The organism is Pseudoalteromonas sp. BZK2 (genome assembly GCF_014349195.1).
In the GTDB taxonomy this organism is placed as follows: Bacteria; Pseudomonadota; Gammaproteobacteria; order Enterobacterales; family Alteromonadaceae; genus Pseudoalteromonas; species Pseudoalteromonas simplex.
Window position 1 is genome coordinate 44,670 of sequence record NZ_JACSOG010000010.1, and the last position, 15,147, is coordinate 59,816.

At 42.3% G+C, this 15,147-nt stretch carries 15 protein-coding genes; all 15 read left to right on the forward strand.

The annotated features are described in order from the left end of the window. On the forward strand, window positions 1-1,545 hold the full coding sequence (hutH, locus tag BIZ38_RS07685; RefSeq protein ID WP_187490021.1) for a histidine ammonia-lyase: 1,545 nt from the start codon (window positions 1-3) through the stop codon (window positions 1,543-1,545). Then, complete coding sequence (locus tag BIZ38_RS07690; protein ID WP_187490022.1) at window positions 1,538-1,963, forward strand: acyl-CoA thioesterase; 426 nt, start codon at window positions 1,538-1,540, stop codon at window positions 1,961-1,963. The genes hutH and BIZ38_RS07690 overlap by 8 nt, the downstream gene beginning before the upstream one ends. Continuing rightward, window positions 1,963-2,481, forward strand: a complete 519-nt coding sequence (locus BIZ38_RS07695; protein WP_138616501.1) for an outer membrane lipoprotein carrier protein LolA — start codon at window positions 1,963-1,965, stop codon at window positions 2,479-2,481. Before BIZ38_RS07690 ends, BIZ38_RS07695 begins: the two co-directional genes overlap by 1 nt. Further along, window positions 2,478-4,697, forward strand: coding sequence for an MMPL family transporter (locus tag BIZ38_RS07700; protein ID WP_187490023.1), 2,220 nt, complete (start codon window positions 2,478-2,480; stop codon window positions 4,695-4,697). Before BIZ38_RS07695 ends, BIZ38_RS07700 begins: the two co-directional genes overlap by 4 nt. A 3-nt stretch (window positions 4,698-4,700) precedes the next feature. Further along, entirely contained in the window at window positions 4,701-5,942 is a 1,242-nt protein-coding gene (locus BIZ38_RS07705; RefSeq protein WP_187490024.1) for an NAD(P)/FAD-dependent oxidoreductase, read from the forward strand. Continuing rightward, window positions 5,930-6,481 (forward strand): DUF3261 domain-containing protein, encoded by a 552-nt coding sequence (locus tag BIZ38_RS07710; RefSeq protein WP_187490025.1) that lies wholly within the window; start codon window positions 5,930-5,932, stop codon window positions 6,479-6,481. Before BIZ38_RS07705 ends, BIZ38_RS07710 begins: the two co-directional genes overlap by 13 nt. A 2-nt stretch (window positions 6,482-6,483) precedes the next feature. After that, the gene (locus BIZ38_RS07715; RefSeq protein ID WP_187490026.1) at window positions 6,484-7,647 is read left to right on the forward strand and encodes a beta-ketoacyl-ACP synthase; all 1,164 of its coding nucleotides are present in this window, start codon (window positions 6,484-6,486) and stop codon (window positions 7,645-7,647) included. Continuing rightward, entirely contained in the window at window positions 7,634-8,089 is a 456-nt protein-coding gene (locus tag BIZ38_RS07720) for a hotdog family protein (protein WP_054554542.1), read from the forward strand. The genes BIZ38_RS07715 and BIZ38_RS07720 overlap by 14 nt, the downstream gene beginning before the upstream one ends. Next, window positions 8,086-8,811 carry a 3-oxoacyl-ACP reductase FabG gene (fabG, locus tag BIZ38_RS07725; RefSeq protein ID WP_063707666.1) on the forward strand — a complete coding sequence of 242 codons (726 nt, stop codon included), beginning with the start codon at window positions 8,086-8,088 and terminating at the stop codon, window positions 8,809-8,811. The genes BIZ38_RS07720 and fabG overlap by 4 nt, the downstream gene beginning before the upstream one ends. Next, window positions 8,811-10,037 carry a beta-ketoacyl-ACP synthase gene (locus tag BIZ38_RS07730; RefSeq protein ID WP_187490027.1) on the forward strand — a complete coding sequence of 409 codons (1,227 nt, stop codon included), beginning with the start codon at window positions 8,811-8,813 and terminating at the stop codon, window positions 10,035-10,037. Before fabG ends, BIZ38_RS07730 begins: the two co-directional genes overlap by 1 nt. After that, complete coding sequence (locus tag BIZ38_RS07735; protein WP_187490028.1) at window positions 10,034-10,864, forward strand: MipA/OmpV family protein; 831 nt, start codon at window positions 10,034-10,036, stop codon at window positions 10,862-10,864. Before BIZ38_RS07730 ends, BIZ38_RS07735 begins: the two co-directional genes overlap by 4 nt. Then, the gene (locus BIZ38_RS21935; protein ID WP_316247575.1) at window positions 10,865-11,092 is read left to right on the forward strand and encodes a hypothetical protein; all 228 of its coding nucleotides are present in this window, start codon (window positions 10,865-10,867) and stop codon (window positions 11,090-11,092) included. 27 nt (window positions 11,093-11,119) lie between these two features. Next, the gene (locus BIZ38_RS21940; protein WP_316247576.1) at window positions 11,120-11,296 is read left to right on the forward strand and encodes a hypothetical protein; all 177 of its coding nucleotides are present in this window, start codon (window positions 11,120-11,122) and stop codon (window positions 11,294-11,296) included. A gap of 67 nt (window positions 11,297-11,363) precedes the next feature. Next, a complete protein-coding gene (locus tag BIZ38_RS07745) occupies window positions 11,364-12,665 on the forward strand; it encodes a DEAD/DEAH box helicase (RefSeq protein ID WP_187490029.1) in 1,302 nt (433 codons plus the stop codon). A gap of 220 nt (window positions 12,666-12,885) precedes the next feature. After that, complete coding sequence (locus tag BIZ38_RS07750) at window positions 12,886-15,132, forward strand: carbohydrate binding family 9 domain-containing protein (protein WP_187490030.1); 2,247 nt, start codon at window positions 12,886-12,888, stop codon at window positions 15,130-15,132. Window positions 15,133-15,147: the final 15 nt, after the last annotated feature.

Sequence of the window (15,147 nt, forward strand, 5' to 3'; positions counted from 1 at the left end):
GTGTCAGAGCACTCGACTACCGTATTTGGCCAACAGCGTTTATCAATCGAAGATATTGTTCATATTGCATTAGAGCAAGGTGCTGTAGCGTTAACATCAGATCGTCAATTTGCGAATAAAATAGACAGCGCCGTCGCGTTTTTAGATAAGTTGCTTGAAGACGATGGCGTGATATATGGCGTAACCACAGGTTATGGCGACTCGGTAACCGTAAAAGTGCCACTTGATTTAGTTAATGAATTACCACTGCATCTTACTCGTTTTCATGGTTGCGGCCTTGGTGATGTGTTTAATCAAGTCCAAGGGCGCGCTATTTTAGCGACTCGTTTAACTTCGCTTTCACAAGGGTATTCTGGCGTTAGCTGGGAGATGTTGAATTTATTACGTGACTTTTTAAATCACAATATCGTACCGGTGATCCCACAAGAAGGGTCAGTGGGAGCCAGTGGTGATTTAACGCCACTTTCGTATGTAGCCGGTGCTATGGTTGGCGAGCGCGATGTGTATTACAAAGGCGAAATTAAAAACAGTCTAGAGGTGATGCAAGAACTTGGCTTACAGCCATTAAAGCTACGCCCGAAAGAAGGGCTAGCAGTCATGAATGGCACTGCTGTGATGACAGCTTTGGCATGCCTTGCTTATGATAGAGCTGATTACCTAGCTAAACTGACCAGCCGTATAACAGCCCTTGCAAGCCTTGCATTAAAAGGCAACAGTCATCACTTTGATGATATTTTGTTTTCGGTGAAGCCACATCCAGGGCAACAGCAAGTAGCTGCATGGATCCGTGGAGACTTAAACCATGTAGAACACCCTCGTAATGCTGACCGCTTACAAGATAGGTATTCAATTCGCTGTGCTCCACATGTTATTGGTGTGCTGCAAGATAGTTTGCCGTGGTTTAGGCAAATGATTGAAAATGAACTAAATTCGGCAAATGATAATCCAATCATCGATGGCGAAGGTGAACACGTATTGCATGGTGGTCACTTCTATGGCGGTCATATTGCAATGGTTATGGATAGCATGAAAACCGCTGTTGCTAATTTAGCCGACTTAGCAGACAGACAAATCGCATCCTTAGTTGATACGCGCTATAACAATGGTTTGCCTTCCAATTTATCGGCGAGTAATGATGAACGCCGTTACATTAACCATGGTTTTAAAGCGGTCCAAATTGGTGCCAGTGCATACACGGCTGAAGCATTAAAACTAACTATGCCAGCAAGTGTATTTTCTCGTTCAACCGAGTGTCACAACCAAGATAAAGTGAGCATGGGAACCATCGCTGCACGAGATTGTTTGCGTATATTGCAACTTACCGAGCAAGTGGTTGCTAGTACCTTGCTTGCAAGTGTTCAAGGTTTGCGTTTACGTATTAATAGTGGCGAGCTTGAGTTTGCTAGTTTAACCCCTGATGTACAAAGTATGTATCAAGACATTAGCGAGTTTTTCCCGCTGCTTGATGAAGACCGTCCTCTAGAGGCTGTTCTTCGTTTTACAGTTGACGCTATTCAAACAAAACGTTGGAGTTTATATGCATAGTCGTGGCTCGTTGCTGAGCACTCATGTTGAGATTGAAATTCCTTTTCATGATTGCGATCCAATGAATGTGGTATGGCATGGTAATTACCCGCGCTATTTAGAAGTCGCGCGCTGCGAATTACTGCGTTTGTTTGATTATGATTATGTGCAAATGCAAGAATCTGGCTATGCTTGGCCGATTATTGACATGCATATTAAGTACGTCGGCTCAGCATTGTTTACACAAAAAATCCGCGTTGATGCCTACTTAAAAGAATATGAAACACGATTACGTATCGATTACCTCATCACTGATTGCGCTACAGGTAAAAAGTTAACCAAAGCAACGACTATCCAAGTTGCGGTTGATATAGAGAAAAAAGAAATGCAGTTTGTTTCGCCGCCTGTGCTACAAGAAAAACTTCAAAAGGTGATTTAATGCGATTAAGCGTGTTGTTACTGAGTGTACTAGTTTTTTTTCCTGTGTTTGCATCGAGCGCAGTGACAGAGCAAGGCACATTTAGCCAAGAAAAGCATTTTAAAGGGTTTAGTAAACCTTTTATATCAACAGGTTCGTTTGAACTTGCTGAAGATGGCCTCACTTGGCAGGTTGAATCTCCGGTTAAAAGCACGCTATTAATCAAGCAAGGGCAAGTATATACCCTTAACGCTAAAGGTGAGCCGCAGCTACAAAAAGGCGCTGAGCCTTACGTTAATTTACTGCAAGCGATTTTAAAGCATGATGAAGTGGCACTTGCTGAGCAATTTACGATGACAGATCATGCAGAGCCCGGTTGTCAGACTTTATTGCCTAAAGATGACTTGCTAAAACAGCTATTTAGTCAGTTCGAATTATGTGTAGCAGCAAAGCAAGTGAGCCGTGTGCGTCTTCAAGAAGCAAATGGTAACTTTACGGTATTACGCTTTGCGTATCCTCAAATTGAGCAAAAACAGTGAAAGCATGGGGCCTAACGCTTGCTTGGCTGAGCCTATTAGTTAGCGCCTTAGTGGTTGTTTTTATTCTAAAACAGCCTACGTTGAATAATGATATTTTGGCTCTGTTGCCAAAGTCAGAACCGCGTTTACAGCAAGTCGAAGAACACTTTTTTGCGGCTAATAAACAGCAGTTGAGCTTTTCTTTTCGTGGTGAGAATGCAGTAAAAGCTTATGATGATTTAGAACAGTGGCTTTCTAGCAAACATATTGAGCCTCGTTTTAAGTTACCAGAAATATCCCAGTTGGCAGCATTTTACGGTCAGTACGCTGGGCATTTAGTGTCCGAGGAATATAAGCAAGCGATTGGCGACGCTAATCGCTTTCAACAGTATTACTTTAGTCAGTTGAGTAAAGTCGCTGATCCTTTTGTTTCAAGTACTATCAACCAAGACCCAACACTTGCTACAGCAGGGTTCCTATCTGAGGCAATGGCGCACATGCAGCAATTTGAGCTGCAAGATGGCCGAATTAACATTAACTATCACGGTGATGAGTATTTAATGTTATTCGTGCAAAGTGCTGACAATGCCTTTTCAATAAATCAATCAATAGCTTTAAGCAATGAGATTGTTGCCTATATCGCTGAGCTTGAAAGCCGCTATCCCGATACACAAATTCGCTATGCCGGAGCTTTATTTCATACCGCAGCAAATGCGCAGCAAGCCAAATTTGAAATGACCTTGTTTGGTTCGGTGAGCTTGCTGGCGCTTATTGTGATGGTGGTGTGGGTGTTTCGCTCGATAAACGCATTGTGGCTGGCTTCTGTAACCGTGATAAGCGCCGCTATTGGCGGCACCATTGCGCTGATCAGTATTTTTAGTCAGGTGCATGTATTAACCATGGTGTTTGCCGTGACACTGATTGGTATTGCCATTGATTATGCATTTCATGGCATGCTTGATTTAACCGAGCAGCCGCAAGGTTTTAGTCAAGGGCTTAAGCTGGCACTGTTGTTGTCGTTACTAACCACCACACTCGGTTACGCGAGTTTGTTTTTCTCACCGGTGCAGTTACTCAGTCAAGTGGGCGTGTTCGTTGTTGCAGGGCTAGTTACAGCTTGGCTTTGCACCCGTATTTTATTGCCTTATTGGCAAGCTGGTTTAACCATTAACACTGCTGCGCATCGATTAGCAAACAGGTTAAGTGGTTATTTAGAACGATTAACGCATTATCGCGTCTCACTCAGCATGCTGATGCTAGTGTTTCTGAGTGCTTTTGCTTTACTAAAACCCCCTGTGATTAATGATGATGTAAAGCTGCTAAATGCAAGTCCTGCTGATTTAATGCAAAACGAAGCGCTGCATATGTCTTTATTAGGTAAAGATAATGGCCAAATCATGATTTTATTTGCCGATAATGCGCAGCAGCTATTAGTACAACAAGAAGCATTAAAAGCAACTATTCGCGGCCTTAATGGCACTGCTGTAATGCTTAGTGACTTAGTGCCTAGTAAACAATTACAACAGCAAAACTACGAGCAACTGCATTCGGCCCAGCAAGCGATGAGTGTGGTTAGCCAAATGACAGGGACGACCGTTGAGCTTTCAACATCAATGCTTGATTTAAACGCGGCACTTAATTCACCGTTAGCGCCGTTAATCGCTAACCAAGTGATCTCAAACAATACACTAACCGCAAGCTGGTTTATGGTAACGGGTGTAAATAAATCCGAGCTGATGGATTTAGCCAACGCTTACCCAGATTTAATTGTTTACGATAAAGTCGCGATGATAAGCGAAGGTTTAAGTCATTACTCAAATTCGTTACTGGTGACACTGGCCATTGCGATGACCTTTGCGTTACTACTCTTTAGCGTTAAATTTGGTTTTAAAACGGCGTGTAAACAAACGTTAGTACTTGTACTAACTACCGCGGCTGTACTGCTACTCTGCAGTGCGCTGCAATCTCAGCTATCGATTTTTAATTTGTTAGGCTGTTTATTGATATTAGCGTTGGCAATCGATTACTTGGTGTTTTATCAGGTCAATAATTTAAGCCCGAGCAATGTACTCGCAATTAGTTTGTCAGCGGCATCATCGATGTGGGTATTTGGCATGTTGGCTGTTTCGAAAACGCCGGCCATTTTCAGTTTCGGATTAACGGTATTAGTGGGGCTAATATGTATCTATATCTTTGCGCCGCTCAGTATTGCATTACCTAAAAATAAGGAAAAATAATAGGTGAATAATCAAGTTCAACAGGCTGATGTTGTTATTATTGGTGCGGGTCCTTCCGGTGCCGTGGCTGCCAGTTTATTGGTGAAAAAAGGTTGGCATGTGGTGGTGTTAGAGCAGCAAACCTTTCCGCGTTTTTCGATTGGTGAAAGTTTATTACCCCAGTGCATGAGCTTTTTAGCTGAAGCAGGCCTTGAGCAAGCGGTGCAAACACAGGCACAATCGCTTAGTTTTCAGTTTAAAAATGGTGCGGCGTTTCAGCGTCGGGGCGACCACACAACAATCGATTTTACCGAGAAATTTAGCGACGGCCCTGGCACGACTTTTCAGGTAAAACGCGCTGACTTTGATAAGTGCTTAGCCGATGGTGCCATGCAGCAAGGGGCTGAAATACGTTACCAACATAGCGTGTTAGCGTTCACCGATTGTGAGGATGGCGCTTTACTTGATGTTACGGATGAAAACCAGCAGCGCTATCAAATTAAAGGGCGCTTTGTCCTTGATGCCAGTGGTTTTGGTAGGGTATTACCTCGCTTACTTGATTTAGAGTCAGCATCAAATTTCCCTGTACGTTGGGCTTTTTTCAGCCATTTTAAAGATAATATTAGCGATCCCCTGTTTGACCGTGAAAAAATCTTAATTAATGTTCATCCAGAGCATAAAGATATTTGGTATTGGCTGATCCCATTTAGTGATGGTACGGCAAGCATTGGTGTGGTTGGTAAACCAGAGCAGCTTGAGGATAAACAACCACTCGCCGGTTTAAATGAATTTATAGAACAAGATAGTTATTTAAGTGGGTTATTAGCCAATCGAGAAGCTATTGGCGAAGCGCGTGCCATAAAAGGCTATTCGGCTAATGTGTCGAGCTTGTATGATGAGCATTTTGCACTACTTGGTAATGCTGGTGAGTTTTTAGATCCGGTGTTTTCATCTGGGGTGACGATTGCATTAAAATCGGCTTCATTGGTTGCTCCTTTAGTTGATAGCTACTTACGTGGTGAGCAAGTTGATTTCAAAAACGATTACAGTGAGCCTTTGCAACAAGGGGTTAATTGCTTTAGAACCTACGTCAGTGCCTGGTATGATGGCTCTTTTCAGGACGTGATTTTTTACAGTGAGAAAAATCAACAAGTGCGTGAGATGATCAGTGCTATTCTTGCGGGTTATGCATGGGATTTACAAAACCCATTTGTAAAACAAAGCAACAAACGCTTAAATACACTAGTTGAATTATGTCGCGATTAACACGCTCTTTGCTTTTAACCTTGAGCATATTAGTGGCAAGTTGTGCCAGTGAATTTGCAGTAAAAACGGGCGTTGATTTAGCGCCAAATGCAGGGATTTATTTGCTTGATCCACCGCCATCATTAGTTGCCGATAATTGGCAGCAAGTACTTGAAGTACACCATGGCGATGAGCAGCATACATTACTAGCGCAGCTGAGTTTAAACAGTGAAACGGGTATTAACTTGGCTGTTATGACGGCTCAAGGTATGCCGATATTTCAGTTAGAAAAAGCGCTACTAGGGCCGATTAAAAGCGAAAAAATGCTCCCTATCAACGCGGTTGATCCTCGCTATATTCTTGCTGATATCATGTTAGTACACTGGCCGGTTACTGTGCTTAACTCGCAACTGTATGGTTTGAGCTTGGTTGAACAAGGCTCAACGCGACGCTTATATCAAGGTGAACAGTTAATTAGTGAAATTCGCTATTTAGACGGTGTAACAGAACTTGTAAACTTTCAGCGAGATTACAAAATTAAATTTCAAAGGGTTAATTGATTATGCCATTTTGGCTTAACGACTTAGGTATTGTTAGTGCATTGGGGGTTGGTCATCAACAAACAATGCAAAGTATCAGCTTGCAACCTAAACAAACACTCACAGAGGTGACGTCGCTTGCATTTGAGCAGCGCCCAACGTTTGTGGGTTTGGTTAATGAACTGCCATTAACCGCATCAATGCGGTTTTATCAGCTAATCGATTTAGCGCTGGCGCAAATTACTGACACATTGACAGGCATAAACATTCCGAGTAGCCGTATTGCTGTGGTTATTGGTACCAGTACTGCTGCAATTCAAGAAGGTGAAAGAGGCCGAATTGCCCATGCAGCGAAGGGAAAGTGGCCAGAGGAATTTGATTATTACGACCAAGCACTCGTTGCACCCGCCAATTATATTGCCAAAAAACTCGCTGCGAAGGGGCCAAGTTACAGCATTTCAACTGCGTGTAGTTCAAGTGCCAAGGCGCTTATTAGTGCGCGCGCCTTACTCAGTGCCGATTTAGCCGATGTAGTAATTTGTGGTGGGGTAGATAGCTTGTGCCAACTTACTATCAATGGCTTTGATTCGTTATCTTCTATTAGCGATGAAATTTGTAAGCCGTTTAGTGGCGACAGAGCTGGTATCAATATTGGTGAAGCCGCAGCGTTATTTATTATGAGTAAAGAGCAGCACACAAAACAAAGTATTGCCTTTTTAGGTGGTGGTGAAAGCTCTGACGCTCACCATATTTCAGCACCGATTGCAGACGGTTCTGGTGCAATCGCAGCTATGACAATGGCATTGCAAGACGCGAATTTAACACCTTCAAATATCGACTACATTAATGCCCATGGAACAGCCACACCGCAAAATGATGCCATGGAATCTCTGGCAATCAGTGAGGTATTTGGCAAAAATACTAAAGTGAGCTCTTCTAAACATTTGACCGGCCATACTCTAGGTGCTGCAGGTGCCTTAGAAGCGGGCTTATGTTGGCTCTATTTGGCCTACCCGGAATTTAATCAATTAGTATGTAATCAGGTGATAAAAGACGAATCATTGGCTGAAATTGGTTTAATAACACAGCCAGAAAAGGCAGTAATTAACACCTGTTTATCAAATTCGTTTGCCTTTGGTGGCAATAATGTCAGTGTAGTACTAGGACATCTAAATGAATCACTATAAAATTGAGCAAGTCGTCCCTCATAGCGAACCAATGATATTGCTCAATCGCCTATCTAGTTACAGCGAAGAGTCAGGTTGCTGTGAAGTGGATATTAGTTCACAAAGCCCGTTTTATGACGAGAGCTTAAATGGGGTTGCCAGTTATATTGGCTGTGAATATATGGCGCAAACTATCGCAGCTTACGCGGGTGCGCTGGCAAAAGACAAAGGAAATGAAGTACAAATTGGTTTTTTAATTGGCACGCGCAAATATAAAACCTATGCACCGGTATTTAAAAACGAGCAAACGCTTAAAGTCTCGGTGACAAAATTATATCAAGAAGAATCAGGGTTAAGTGTATTTGAGTGTCAAATACACAGCGATGAAACATGCTTAGCAGAAGCAAAAATCAATGTGTTTCAACCACAAGACCCCATGCAGTTTATAAGAGAAAATCAATGACAAAACGTATTTTAGTCACCGGCTCAAGCCGTGGTATTGGCAAAGCAATCGCACTTAGATTAGCTAACGATGGCTTTGATATTGCTGTTCATTGTCGCAGTGGTGTGGCTGAAGCAGAGCAAACCTGTGAAGAAATTAGTGCGCTTGGTCGTCATGCAAGCCTATTGCAATTTGATGTTTGCGATAGAGAACTAGCTAAACAACAAATTGAAGCTGATATTGCCGAGCACGGAGCGTATTATGGGGTGATCTGTAATGCCGGTATCACAAATGATATGGCGTTCCCTGCGATGCAAGGTGATGACTGGGATAAAGTGATCCGCACGGGCCTTGACGGATTTTACAATGTGGTGCATCCAACGGTGATGCCAATGGTGCAAGGTCGTAAAGGTGGCCGTATTGTCACTATGGCGTCAGTGTCGGGGATTGCCGGTAATCGCGGGCAAGTTAACTACAGTGCCGCTAAAGCGGGCATTATTGGTGCGACCAAAGCGCTTTCGCTTGAGCTTGCAAAGCGTAAGATCACCGTTAACTGCGTGGCACCAGGGTTAATCGAAACCGAAATGACAGACGATTTACCGGTTGATGAAATGCTAAAAATGATTCCATTAAAACGTATGGGTTCAGTTAATGAAGTAGCTGGCACTGTGTCGTTCTTGTGTTCCGATGACGCTGCGTATATCACCCGCCAAGTTATTTCTGTGAATGGCGGTATGGTGTAATGAAGCGTGTTGTTGTTACAGGCATGTCTGCCATCACTGCATTAGGTGATACCTGGGGCGAGTTTAAAACCGCTTTGCAAAAAGGTGAAAATGCCGTTCAGTACATGACTGACTGGGATGTGGCGCCAGAACTAAACACTCGACTAGCGGCACCTGTTACTCATTTTACTAAACCAAGTCATTATAAGCGTAAACAAGTTCGCTCAATGGGGCGTGTTGCTATGATGTCGACCCGTACTACAGAGCTTGCTTTAGAAGAAGCTGGGCTATTAGAGCATCCTAGCCTAACCGATGGCTCTACAGGGATTGCTTTTGGCTCGTCAACGGGGTCAACACCACCATTATTGGCTTTTGCAAAAATGATGGAAACCGGCGAAATGACGGGCGTAACGGCCACCAGTTACATCCAGATGATGGCACATACGGCGCCTGTGAATGTGGGTGTCTTTTTTGGTTTAAAAGGTCGCGTGATCACCACCAGCTCTGCCTGTACATCGGGCTCGCAAGGTATTGGTTATGCTTACGAAGCGATTAAGTATGGCCGTCAAAAAGCCATGGTGGCTGGTGGCGCAGAAGAGTTATGCATCACAGAAGCCGCGGTATTTGACACCTTGTACGCGACCAGCACAAAAAATGATGCTGCGAAAAGCACGCCACGACCATTTGATCAAAATCGTGATGGTCTGGTTATTGGTGAAGGTGCAGGCACACTCATTTTAGAAGAGTATGAGCATGCCCTTGCCCGTGGAGCGACCATTTATGCGGAGCTAGTCGGTTTTGGTTGTAACTCAGATGGTCAACATGTGACGCAACCTACCGCAGAAACAATGCAAGTAGCTATTGAAATGGCCCTTAATGATGCACAGCTTACAGCGGATCAAATTGGCTATGTGAATGCTCATGGTACGTCAACAGATCGAGGTGATATTGCGGAGTCTCTAGCGACTTTCAATGCCCTTGGCAAGAAACCTATTAGTTCATTAAAAAGCTATTTAGGTCATACCTTAGGTGCGTGTGGCGCCATTGAAGCATGGGCGAGTATCAATATGATGAATGATGGTTGGTTTGCACCTACTATTAATTTAACAGATGTCGATGCTGAGTGTGCTGACCTAGATTATATCAAGGGCAATGGCCGTGAAATGCAAACAGATTACATTATGAGTAATAACTTTGCGTTTGGTGGTATCAATACCTCGTTAATTTTTAAAAAGTGGCAAGTATGATCAAGCGCTGCATCATAAGTATTTTATTTATTCTAACTTTTAATGCTTATGCTGCAGAAGATAGTGGAGAAAAGGGCACTGCAAAAATGGAGTTCGGTGCAGGCCTTTTTTATGCAGATATCCCGCATTATTTAGGTTCAGATGAAAGTGAGCAATACCTATTGCCTGTGCCTTATTTTCGTTATCAAAGTGACACAATGGCCATAGACCGTAATAGTTTCACTGGCTTTTTGTGGCAGCAAGAAAATCTCCATTTAGATTTATCTGCAAGCGTAGGTCTTGCAGTTGATAGTGAAGACAACAAAGCCCGAGAAGGTATGGATGATCTAGATTGGGTGTTTGAATTAGGACCTTCACTTAATTACTACCTAATAGGTGAACCAAACGCTAAACAGCATTTGTATTTAAGCCTGTTTGCACGCAAAGCCATTGCGACAGATTTCTCTGGTATTGATGATATTGGCTGGCGTTATGGGCCAAGTGTGTATTATCGAGTGCCGATCATCGAAAAAGCGGATTCACAATTTTCATTAGCGTTTCGTGGCAATATCAACTTTGCTAGCGATAAATACCTTGATTACTACTATGGAGTGAGTGACTTACATAGCAATGAAACTCGCCAAGCATACTCAAGTCGTTCAGGTTTTTCTGGTGCTGATGTATCAATTGGGGTACATTTTGACACACCAAAGTATTGGTTAGGTGGTTTTGTTAAATATCACCATCTTGCTAACAGTCAACAAGATGCAAGCCCACTCGTGAAGCAAGATTATAATGTTTCGGTCGGTTTTGGCGTTGCATGGAAATTTTATAGAAGGAATTTTTAAATGAAGTTATTGACCCTTGCATGTGTTTTAGTAGCTTGTTTGTTTTCAGCAAGCAGTTTTGCACGTGATGATTTACAAACGCTACCTGTACAAGCATTACTTGAAACCACCAAAGCGAAACAAGCATTGTTAGATATTCCGCTGTATTTTGCTGATCAAAGTCATAACACGATTAAAAAAACTTATGGTGAAGTGATCACCAACAAGAAAACCAATGCATTTAATTAAACTGACCGAGAAGCGTGTGAGTGGGTAATGCTCAGTGCTTTAAAAGCATTACAAGAGCGTGCTGTCCGTGAAGGCATGAATGCAGTTGTAAATATTCAATCGTATTACAAGAAGCGTGAGTTTGTTAGCCAAACAGAATATCAATGTGGTGCGGGTACGTTTATCGCTGGTGTGGCATTAAAAGGCACTTTAGTTAAGTTATAACTAACTAAAGTCATTTTTTTTCTGTATAATTTGCGACCCTTGATATGATGGCCGCAGGTTATACAGCATGAATTTTAAATCATTTAGTTTTTCTTCTGAGCTTTTACAGGCATTAGAAGAGCTTAACTTCGAAACGCTTACTCCCGTTCAACGTAGTGCAATTCCTGCAGTAAGAAAAGGCAAAGACGTACTCGTTAGTGCGCAAACAGGCACGGGTAAAACCGCTGCATTTGCTTTACCACTTATCCAAAAATTATCAGAATCAACTGTTAGCGAAAATAATGCACCAAGTGCACTAGTGCTTGCACCTACTCGCGAGTTAGCTGAGCAAATTGCTAATAACTTTAAAGCGTTTGCAAAATACACTGAACTCAAAACAGTGTGCTTGTTTGGTGGTATTAATCTAGCGGGTCAAGCTAACGATTTGAAAGCAGGTGTCGATATTGTTGTTGCAACGCCAGGGCGCTTACTTGATCATATTCGTTTAGGTAACATCAGCTTAGCTAATGTTAAGCATTTAGTGCTTGATGAAGCTGACCGTATGCTAGACATGGGCTTTATCAGCGATATGCAAACGGTTATTAATGGCTCTGATGAAGCGCGTCAAATCTTGTTGTTCTCGGCCACTTTCCCTGCGGCAATTAAACAATTTGCGAGTAAAGTACTAAAGCAGCCTGAAATCATTCGTGTCGATCAAACAAACAGTACCGCAGAAACAGTGCAACACGTTGTGTATCCTGTAGAAGAGCGCCGTAAGCAAGAGCTTTTATCTGAATTGATAGGAAAGAAAAACTGGCAGCAAGTACTTGTTTTCGTAAACATGAAAGAAACTGCCGATGAGCTTGTAAAGGAGCTTAACCTTGATGGTATTCCTGCTGTTGTTTGTCATGGTGATAAAACCCAAGGTAACCGCCGCCGCGCTTTACGCGAGTTTAAAGAAGGTAAAGTTCGCGTGCTGGTCGCAACCGAAGTGGCTGCCCGTGGTATTGATATTGAAGGGTTACCACGTGTGATTAACATCGACTTACCTTGGCTTGCAGAAGACTACGTGCATCGTATCGGCCGTACAGGTCGTGCTGGTAAGCCGGGCCAAGCTATTTCGTTTGTGAGCCGTGAGGAAGAAAACACTTTATTCGATATCGAAAAGCTAATTGGACAGCGCATCAAGCGTGTTGTTTTACCAGGTTATGAAGTAAGCAGCCGTGAAGTACTGATTGATAAAATAGGTAAAAAGCCGTCGCATTTACGCCGTAGCCGTACAAATAAGGCTTCAGGTCAGGCAACGGGGGAAGCGCGTGCGAAGAATCGTTCACGTATCGCAAATGTTCGCAAATCTTTGAAAGGCAATAAATTAAGCCTTAAAAAGTAATGAATTTCGATAACAAACGATAAGAGCTTCTATAAAAAAGCCCCATTGCTGTTTGGCAATGGGGTTTTTTTGGCTCTGCTAATCGTACAAATGGAGTATTTTGTTAATTTTTATACAGTTAAATGCAAAATTAGATTAACAAATGTACCTTGATGAATTACAATCGCTTTGAAATCAGTCAAGTAGCGTTTCTAACGCGTTAGTGTCTAAATGGATGTTTATGCAGTACATAAAAAGAATAATAAATAAAATAATCGCCCCTACTTTTTTACTCAGTGTTGCTAGTGTGCCTTTTTCTGCTAATGCATTTGATAAAGCTGAGTTCTCCCTTGCCCATATTAAAGAGTCTATTAGCGTTGATGGTGTGATGGATGAGTCACACTGGCAATACGCCACTAAAGTGCCATTAAAATATCAGAACGAACCAACCGAAAAAGGCACACCGCTCGTGCAAACCGATGCTTACATGTACGAAGATGGCAAGTACTTGTATGTGGGTTTTATTGCAAAAGATAATGATCCTTCGCAAATTCGTGCCGCTCTTCGAGATCGCGACACACTTTGGCAAGACGACAATGTTGCCTTGATGATTGATACTTTTAATGATGAACGAACTGGCTATGAGTTTTATGTAAACCCATTGGGTGCGCAAGGCGATATGCGCATGACAGATATTGATGATTGGGTGGAAGATCCATCATGGGATGCTATTTGGGATAGCGCAGGGCAAATAACAGAGGACGGCTATGTTGTTGAAATGCGTATTCCATTCACTGCACTTCGCTTTCCAAAAGACCAGGCCGAATTAACGTGGAGTTTTGCAGTATGGCGAAATTACCCGCGTGATGTGTATTATCAAATGTCGAACGTTGGTTTTGACCGAGATGTAAAATGTAGCTTTTGTCAGTTTGATAAACTCACAGGTTTTGCCAACATGACAGAAAGCCAAAATATTCAGCTTACTCCCACTTTAACGGCGCTTCGTCATGATAGCAAAGACACAGTGCCGGGTGATTGGCAAAATGGCGATATAGATACTGAAGCGGGCTTGGACTTACGTTGGGGTGTGACGCAAGATGCGGTTATTAATGCCACCATTAACCCTGACTTTTCGCAAGTCGAGGCAGATTCACTTGAACTTGATGTAAATACTACTTACTCAATTTATTATGCTGAAAAGCGTCCATTCTTTTTAGATGGTGCGTCTTATTTTAATACCAGCCAACTAGAGCTTTTATATACGCGAATGATTGCTGAACCTGATGTAGGTTTAAAATTAACAGGTAAAACCGGCGCGCACAGCTATGGCTTTATGTACGCTGATGATCAGAATACCAGTGTTTTACTTCCGACAAATCAAGGATCGGGCTTTGCTAATCTGGCAGATAAAACGCAAGCAGTAGCGGGGCGTTATCAATTTGATATTGGCCAAAAAGGCACAATTGGTGTGATGAGCACTCACCGTGAAAATGATGATTACCATAATACCGTGTTATCGATTGATGGTAGTTATTGGTTTAACCAATCAGATAGTTTGCAGTATCAAGTTGCAAGCACAGATACCACTAACTCAGAATTTTTAGTTGATTATTATGGCGTTGATAAGAATCAATCCGATCAAGTTTATGCTATTGAATTTACTAGAACTAAGCGTGATTACGAAGTCTACGCTAATTACGAAAATATAGGTAAAGAATACCGCTCTGATTTAGGCTACCAAGCTAAAGTTGATTACGAACAAGTACAATTAGGTGGTGGGCAAACTTGGTATCGTGATGCTGATGATGCAATCACAGAGTACAGCTACAATGTAGAGTGGGATAAAACGTGGGCACAAAATGGCGACTTACTCGAAGAAGAATACGATGGCTTTATTACTTTTAAAGGTAAGATGCAGTCGCAAACAGAAATTGGCTTTATTCATCGTAATGAGTTTTATGCCGGCGAGTTCTTTAATCAAAATATAGGCTATATCTACGGTGGTTTTAGACCTATTCGTGATGTGCGGTTCTTATTGTATGCTCAATATGGCAGCAAAATTGATTACAGTAATGCAGCTTTAGGTACCATGGTTCGTATTGAACCTGAGATGACATGGGATATTAACGATCATTGGCAGGTTCAACTAGAGCACAGTTACAGCTATCTAGATAACGAACAAAATGATCGTGTTTATACTGCAAATTTAACTGATTTACGTGTTTATTATAAATTTAATATGCGCTCAATGCTAAAACTCGTTTTGCAGTTTGAAGATATCGATCGAAACAACGAAGCTTATCGATTTGATGTCAGTCAAACTAACCGCGATTATGGCAGTCAGCTGGTGTATTCATACAAAATTAACTCTCAGACGCTGTTTTACTTAGGTTATTCAGACAAAGGATATCAAGACGACTCTTTGAAAAGTCTTGAGCGTGACGAGCGTACCTTCTTCACTAAACTAAGCTATGCATGGCAGCTCTAAGTAATTATAAAAAGA

What these genes read in the sequence shown, in the direction of transcription:
- BIZ38_RS07690 (WP_187490022.1), top strand. Translation starts at nt 1,538, where the DNA reads ATGCATAGTCGTGGCTCGTTGCTGAGCACTCATGTTGAGATTGAAATT.
- BIZ38_RS07695 (WP_138616501.1), top strand. Translation starts at nt 1,963, where the DNA reads ATGCGATTAAGCGTGTTGTTACTGAGTGTACTAGTTTTTTTTCCTGTG.
- BIZ38_RS07710 (WP_187490025.1), top strand. Translation starts at nt 5,930, where the DNA reads ATGTCGCGATTAACACGCTCTTTGCTTTTAACCTTGAGCATATTAGTG.
- BIZ38_RS07715 (WP_187490026.1), top strand. Translation starts at nt 6,484, where the DNA reads ATGCCATTTTGGCTTAACGACTTAGGTATTGTTAGTGCATTGGGGGTT.
- BIZ38_RS07720 (WP_054554542.1), top strand. Translation starts at nt 7,634, where the DNA reads ATGAATCACTATAAAATTGAGCAAGTCGTCCCTCATAGCGAACCAATG.
- fabG (WP_063707666.1), top strand. Translation starts at nt 8,086, where the DNA reads ATGACAAAACGTATTTTAGTCACCGGCTCAAGCCGTGGTATTGGCAAA.
- BIZ38_RS07730 (WP_187490027.1), top strand. Translation starts at nt 8,811, where the DNA reads ATGAAGCGTGTTGTTGTTACAGGCATGTCTGCCATCACTGCATTAGGT.
- BIZ38_RS07735 (WP_187490028.1), top strand. Translation starts at nt 10,034, where the DNA reads ATGATCAAGCGCTGCATCATAAGTATTTTATTTATTCTAACTTTTAAT.
- BIZ38_RS21935 (WP_316247575.1), top strand. Translation starts at nt 10,865, where the DNA reads ATGAAGTTATTGACCCTTGCATGTGTTTTAGTAGCTTGTTTGTTTTCA.
- BIZ38_RS21940 (WP_316247576.1), top strand. Translation starts at nt 11,120, where the DNA reads ATGCTCAGTGCTTTAAAAGCATTACAAGAGCGTGCTGTCCGTGAAGGC.
- BIZ38_RS07745 (WP_187490029.1), top strand. Translation starts at nt 11,364, where the DNA reads ATGAATTTTAAATCATTTAGTTTTTCTTCTGAGCTTTTACAGGCATTA.
- BIZ38_RS07750 (WP_187490030.1), top strand. Translation starts at nt 12,886, where the DNA reads ATGCAGTACATAAAAAGAATAATAAATAAAATAATCGCCCCTACTTTT.